Source organism: Caulobacter sp. P1_B12_2 (assembly GCF_056406675.1).
The window spans coordinates 1-6,495 of sequence record NZ_JBFTZS010000271.1; the positions used below are offsets into that span (position 1 = coordinate 1).

The 6,495-nt window shown below is 68.5% G+C and carries 4 protein-coding genes and 1 pseudogene; 3 read left to right on the forward strand and 2 right to left on the reverse strand.

From position 1 onward, the window contains the following. A pseudogene (locus AC1DZ6_RS16370) lies at window positions 1–745 on the reverse strand (flagellar hook-length control protein FliK); the annotation flags it as partial. Window positions 746–1,148: 403 nt separating this feature from the next. On the opposite strand from AC1DZ6_RS16370, the gene flgK reads away from it, so the two are divergent. Next, window positions 1,149–3,263, forward strand: coding sequence for a flagellar hook-associated protein FlgK (gene flgK / locus AC1DZ6_RS16375; RefSeq protein ID WP_477098208.1), 2,115 nt, complete (start codon window positions 1,149–1,151; stop codon window positions 3,261–3,263). Between the two features lie 9 nt (window positions 3,264–3,272). Then, window positions 3,273–4,196 (forward strand): flagellin, encoded by a 924-nt coding sequence (locus AC1DZ6_RS16380; RefSeq protein ID WP_477098209.1) that lies wholly within the window; start codon window positions 3,273–3,275, stop codon window positions 4,194–4,196. Between the two features lie 6 nt (window positions 4,197–4,202). Here the strand turns inward: AC1DZ6_RS16380 and AC1DZ6_RS16385 are convergent, their stop codons facing one another. Continuing rightward, window positions 4,203–5,174 carry a DUF1254 domain-containing protein gene (locus AC1DZ6_RS16385; RefSeq protein ID WP_477098210.1) on the reverse strand — a complete coding sequence of 324 codons (972 nt, stop codon included), beginning with the start codon at window positions 5,172–5,174 and terminating at the stop codon, window positions 4,203–4,205. A 170-nt stretch (window positions 5,175–5,344) separates the two neighbouring features. Between AC1DZ6_RS16385 and mnmA the strand changes: the two genes are divergently transcribed. Then, on the forward strand, window positions 5,345–6,495 hold a 1,151-nt coding region (gene mnmA, locus AC1DZ6_RS16390), incomplete at its 3' end, for a tRNA 2-thiouridine(34) synthase MnmA (protein ID WP_477098211.1).

Below are 6,495 nucleotides of genomic sequence, written 5' to 3' on the forward strand. Positions count from 1 at the left end.
CCGCACCGGACTTGGCCTTGGCGGCGGCCGCGGCGGCGGCGAGCTCGGCGGCCGAGACCGGCGGCGGTTGTGCAAGGTCGGTGGCCGGCGCGGCCTCGGGGAGCTCGGAAAGCAGGGCGCCGGCGGGAACGACCGCTTCCTGGACCTTCGCGTCCTGGGCGGCGGCCGGGGTCGGAGCGACCTCCGTCGCGGCCGCCTGGGTCGCGGCCGGAGCGGCGGCTTGGGCGGTCTCGCCGGAGGGCTTGGGCGCTTCGACGGTCGGGGCCTGCATGGCGGCGATCAGGGCGGCGGCGGCCATCGCGGCGGCCTCGGTCTGGCCGCCGGTCGCATCCACGGCCTGGCCGTCGGCGGCGGCGACGGTGGTGTCGGCGGCGGCGGCCTGATCCTTGCTGTCGGTCTTGCCCTCGGTGGCGGAAGCCTCCGAGGTCTTGTCACCGGCCTTGCCGGCGTCGGCGGCCTTGGCGGGCGACTTGACGTCGGCGGTCTTGTCCGAGGCGTCCGCGGCCTTGTCGGCCTTGGCGTCGGCGGCCCGGTCGGCGGCGGCCTTGGCGCCGGAGGCCTTGTTGTTCTGCGCCTTGTCCGCGGCCTTGCCGGCGTCCTGGGCGTCTCGCGTGGAGGACTTGTCGTTCGCGCTTCCGGTCTGAGCCAGCAGCGCGCCGAAACCTTCAGCCGCATCCTTGTCGTAACCGCCGGCGAGCGCCGGGGCCGAAGGAAGGACGGAGGTGGGAGCGGCGATCGCGGTCATGCGTCGATGAGGTCCACGGAGGATGGCGGCCCGAAGAGGACACGCCTTGATCCGGACTTCCCTGAGCAACCGTCGGGCCAACTCGCGAAATCGACGTAACCAACTGTTTTAGCTGATGTTAATCTTGCATTTACGACTTCGGATTGACCGACCACGGCGCTTTTTGCCGGGCTAAACAGGGTTAATGCGACCAGGCTTGCCGCGTCGTCGCGCCTCACCCCGAGTTGGCGCCCTCCTTGCGCATAGGTTCCTGTCGCTCGCTCGACGTCAGGAACGAATTGCCATGAATTTCAATGGCTTGCACATCGCCGATGGGGGGAAGCCCCACAACGCCCGGCAGTTTTCGCCGGGCAAGGTCGCGTCGTGCCGTTCGTGGTTTGCCGAGCAGGCCGGAGAATAGATCATGTCGTTGAACACCATCTTGAACGTTGCGACCTCGGGGATGATGGCGGCCCAGACGGGCCTGCGCGTCGTTTCCGACAACATCGCCAACATCAACACCGCCGGTTACGTCCGCAAGACGATCGCCCAGTCGAACCTGGTGTCGAACGGCATGGGCGTGGGCGTCAACATCGACGCCATCAAGCGGGCCACCGACAAGTTCATGGCCGCCGCCAGCCTGAACGGCGCTTCTGATTCCGGACGTGCGGGTGTGATCGCGACCGCGATGGACAACGCCCAGAAGCTGTTCGGCGACCCCACCACGACCACCAACTTCTTCGCGACGCTGGATGACGTCTACGCCGCCTTCTCCATGGCGGTGGACGACCCCTCCTCGACCCTGCTGCGCAGCAGCGCCGTGACCAAGGTCGAGGACTTCCTCAGCGAGAGCAAGCGCATCACCTCGTCGCTGTCGAACCAGATCAAGGACACCGACAACCGCATCGGCGCCGACGTCGACCGCGTCAACGACCTGCTCAAGCAGATCGACTCCCTGAACGTCGACATCACCCGCGCCAAGATGTCGGGCGCCGACGGCACCGGCTCCGAGAACGTCCAGAGCGGACTGATCAACGAGCTGTCGACCTACATGAACATCCAGGTCAGCGACCGCACGAACGGCGGCGTCGTGGTTCGTTCGGCCGAGGGCGTGACCCTGGCCGGCAACGGCCCCGCCACGGTCACCTACAATCAGTCGGGTCCGGCCAACGGCTATCTGACCGTCGTCACCGCCAACAGCGGCGGCCAGGTCATGCCGCTGGCCGTCACCAACGGCGAGATCCAGGGTCTGCTGGAACTGCGCAACAAGGAACTGCCCAACCTTTCCGACCAGCTGGGCGAGTTCGTCAGCCGCGCGGCCGAGGAGCTGAACCGCGCCTCGAACGCCGCCAGCTCGGTCCCCGCGCCGAACCGCATGACCGGCAAGGACACCGGCCTGGACGCCCCCTCGGCGTTCAAGAACTTCACCGGCAAGACCACAATCGCCATCACCAACGCCGCCGGCGCCGTCGTCCAGCGCGTCGATGTCGACTTCAGCGCCGGAACCATGACGGTCAACGGCGCGGCCGGCCCGGCCTTCACCAACACCAACTTCCTGACCCAGCTGAACACCGCCCTGGGCGGCACGGCCACGGCGGGCTTCGCCAACGGCGAGCTGAGCCTAAACACCACGACCGCGACCAACGGCATCGCCATCGTCGATGACGCCACCACGCCCTCGACCAAGGCCGGCAAGGGCTTCTCCCAGTTCTTCGGTCTCAACGACATCATCCGCTCGGACGGCTACTCGCCCTACGAGACGGGTCTGATCGCCGCCGATCCCAGCGGCTTCACGCCCGGCCAGACCATCACCCTGCGCCTGACCGACACCGACGGCAGCCGCATCCGCGACATCCAGGTGGCCATCCCGACCGGCACCGGCTCGATGCAGGAAACCATCGACGCCCTGAACTCGCGCAATTCGGGCGTCGGCCTCTATGGCTCGTTCGCCCTGGGCTCGAAGGGCGAGCTGAGCTTCACGCCGAACGGCGCCACCCCGGTCACCCTGTCGGTGGTCGAGGACCTGACCCAGCGCGGCGTCGGCGGCCCCTCGCTCAGCCAGCTGTTCGGCGTCGGCATGAGCGAGCGCAGCACCCGCGGCGGCCTGTTCAAGATGGACCCGGCGATGGAAGCCGATCCCTCCAAGCTGCCGTTCGCCAAGCTGGACCTGACCGCGGCGGCCGGCGTCCCGGCCCTGGCGGTCGGCGACGGCCGCGGCGCCCTGGCCCTGGCCAAGGCCGGCGACAGCACCGCCAGCTTCGCCAACGCCGGCGACGCGGCAGGCTCCAAGAAGAGCGTCCTGAACTACGGCGCCGACTTCAGCGGCTCGATCGCCCGCAAGGCCAACTCCGCCACCAGCCGCAAGGAAGCGGCCGACTCCGTAAAGACCGAGGTCGACGCCCAGCGCCAGTCGCAAGAGGGCGTCAACCTGGACGAGGAGCTGGTCAACCTGACCACCTATCAACAGGCGTTCAACGCCTCGGCCCGCCTGATCCAGGCGACGAAGGACATGTTCGATGTCCTCACCAATATCATCTGAGGTTAAGCCATGACCCGCGTCTCCACCTCCGGCAACTTCGGCGTGATGACCAGCAACCTGATGCGCGCGCAGGTGCTGCAGAACATCGCCGGCGAGCAGGTTTCCAGCCAGAAGAACGCCACCGACCTGAAGGGCTACGCCAAGAACGCCGAGGTCCTGACGGCCATGAAATCGGCCCAGGCCAAGGTGGCCGGCTTCATGGACCAGACCTCGCTGGTCGCCAACCGCCTGGACGTCCAGGACATCGGCATCGGCCAGGTCTCGGACGCCACCCAGGAGGCCCGCGACGCCATCGCCAACGCCATCGCGGCCGGCAGCGCCGAAACCCTGATGCAGCAGATGACCGGCGCGTTCGGCGACGTCGTGCAGGGGCTCAACAGCAAGTTCAACGGCCGCTACGTGTTCGCCGGCGCCAAGTCCGACACCCCGCCGACCACCGCCACCAAGATGGCCGACCTGACCGCCGGCCCGCCGATCGCCACGCTGTTCAAGAACGACCAGTACATCACCAGCAACCGCATCGACGACACCACCTCGGTCAACACCGGACAGCTCGCCGACAAGTTGGGCACGAACGTCTACGGCGCCTTCCAGCAGGTCCAGGCCTATGTCGACGCCAACGGGCCGTTCACCGGCAAGCTGACCCAGGCCCAGAGCGACTTCCTCAAGGGCCTGCTGCCCGTCTTCGACGGCGTCAAGACCGGGCTGGTCACCGCCCAGGCCCAGAACGGCCTGAATCAGAAGCGCTTCGAGACCGCCAAGACGGACCTCTCGAACCAGTCCGACACCCTGACCACCATGGTCGGCGGCATCACCGACGTCGACATGGCCGAGGCGATCACCCGCCTGGAGTCCGCCAAGCTGGCCGTCCAGGCCTCGGCCCAGGTGTTCGCGTCCTTGCAGAACTCGTCGCTGCTGAACGTGCTGAAGTAGGCCGCCTCAGCCCACGGCCTGGGCGGCGGGGAAGGTCCAAGACCCGTCGAGGATCGCCTTGCGGGGCCGATAGAGCCGGATCGTGTAGTTCCAGCCGGGCATGATCGCCAGGCAGTTGGCGACGTCCGGCCCGCAACCGCCGAACTGCACCCGGAACGAGCCGTCGGCCTCGGGCTTGGCGGTCAGGTTGTTGAGCGAATAGCCGCCCTGCCCGCCGGCCTCGAAGAAACCCTTGGCGTTGTAGACGCTGAGCGACCAGAAGCCGTCGACCGGCACATCCTTGACGGTCAGGACATGGACGGTCTTGCCGTCGTTACGTCGCGGCTCGATGCTGTCATAGGACGCGGCCTCCGGCGGATTGCCGCCCCAGCCGATCGCGGCGCCGATCAGACGGTCGATCGGATCGACCTCTTCCGGGGTCCCGAACGCCCTGGAAAGACCGCCCGAGGCGCCCAGCACGGCCAGGGCGTCGCGTATCCGTCCCTGCGAGACCGGATCCCAGGTCGGAACCTCGAACACACCGCTCGCCGCCTGCGATGTCACGATCTCGTCCTGGGCGGCGTTGGCCGCCTTGACGTCGGCGGGGTCGTTGGGATCGGCAAGGGTCCGGATGATCAGGAACAGATAGCGCGTCCCGACCTGGGCCTGGTCGTAGACGCGTCGGGCCGGGCCGTAGACCACCTCGAGCGTGTAGTGGTCCTGCGACAGCACCTGCATCGACATGAAGCGCGCGCCGACATCGGGCAACGTGATCGTCACCGGACCGGCGGACAGGTCGAAGACGCCCATCGAATAGAGCGTGTCGCGGTTGCAGCGCACCACCGTCTGGGCGTCGATCGCGACCGGCGCTCGGTTGTGCAGAAGTTTGCCGAAGGCGCCATCGGCGACCGACCTGGCGAAGTACATGTCGGTTTCGGCCCGGACGAAGTTATGGACGGTGACCGGCGCCGGTTCGTCCGCGTTGGGGGTCGCGCTCATCTCACGGGTCCTTTCCGACCGTTCGACATCGGCGCCAGCCAAGCCCGGTTCCCGTGGCGCCCTCAATCGGTGCGACTACCGAGTTTCGCCCCGGTCGTTAGGGTAGTCGACGCTGGCCCCTCCAAGGCCGCGACACCCGCAACCTCGCAAAACCGCCCCCGAACCGCTATATGGCCGCGATGGACGCCGACACCGCTCTCTTCGACACGACCGCCGCCCCCTCCGCCCTCGACCGCGCGGTCGAGCAGGCGCGCGCGGCCGTGGGCCTGCCGGTCGGGACACGGATCGTCGCGGCCATGTCCGGGGGCGTCGACTCCACCGTCACCGCCGCCCTGCTGGCCAAGGCCGGCTACGACGTGGTCGGCGTCACCCTGCAGCTCTACGACCACGGCGCGGCGATCGCCAAGAAGGGCGCGTGCTGCGCGGGTCAGGACATCATGGACGCCCGCATGGCGGCCGAGCGGATCGGCATCCCGCACTACGTGCTGGACTACGAAAGCCGCTTCAAGGAGCAGGTGATCGAGGAGTTCGCCGACGCCTATCTGCGCGGCGAGACGCCGATCCCCTGCGTGCGCTGCAATCAGACCGTCAAGTTCCGCGACCTGCTGGACGTGGCCCGCGACCTGGGCGCCGAGGCCATGGCCACCGGCCACTACGTGCAGCGCGCCTTTGCCGGCGGCGGCAACCGCCCGCAGCTGCGCCGCGCCGCCGACCCGGCCAAGGACCAGAGCTATTTCCTGTTCGCCACCACGGCCGAGCAGCTGGACTTCCTGCGCTTCCCGCTGGGCGGCATGGACAAGCCGACCGTGCGCCTGGTGGCCGCCGAGTTGGGCCTGGCCATCGCCGACAAGCCCGACAGCCAGGACATCTGCTTCGTGCCCGAGGGCAAGTACACCACGGTGATCGACCGGATCCGGCCGCACGGCGCGATCCCGGGCGACCTGGTGCACATGGACGGCCGCGTGCTGGGCCGCCACGAGGGCGTGACCCGCTACACGATCGGCCAGCGGCGGGGCCTGAACATCGCCGTCGGCGACCCGCTGTTCGTCGTCAAGATCGACGCCGACAAGCGCCAGGTCATCGTCGGCCCGCGCGAGGCGCTGTTGACCCAGGCGCTCTCCTTGAAGGAAGCCAACTGGCTGGGCGCCGAGGACAGCCTGGAAGCCGCCGCCGCCGGCGGCGCGCCGGTGCTGGCCCGCGTGCGCTCGACCCGCGAACCCGTCCCGGGCCGCCTGGCCCTGGTCGACGGCGAACCGCGCCTGGTGTTCGACGTGCTGGAAGAAGGCGTCGCCCCCGGCCAGGCCTGCGTGCTGTACGACCC

Bases quoted from the DNA above. Each gene is read 5' to 3' on its own strand.
- AC1DZ6_RS16385 (WP_477098210.1), bottom strand. From the start codon at position 5,174: ATGAGCGCGACCCCCAACGCGGACGAACCGGCGCCGGTCACCGTCCAT.
- AC1DZ6_RS16380 (WP_477098209.1), top strand. From the start codon at position 3,273: ATGACCCGCGTCTCCACCTCCGGCAACTTCGGCGTGATGACCAGCAAC.
- flgK (WP_477098208.1), top strand. From the start codon at position 1,149: ATGTCGTTGAACACCATCTTGAACGTTGCGACCTCGGGGATGATGGCG.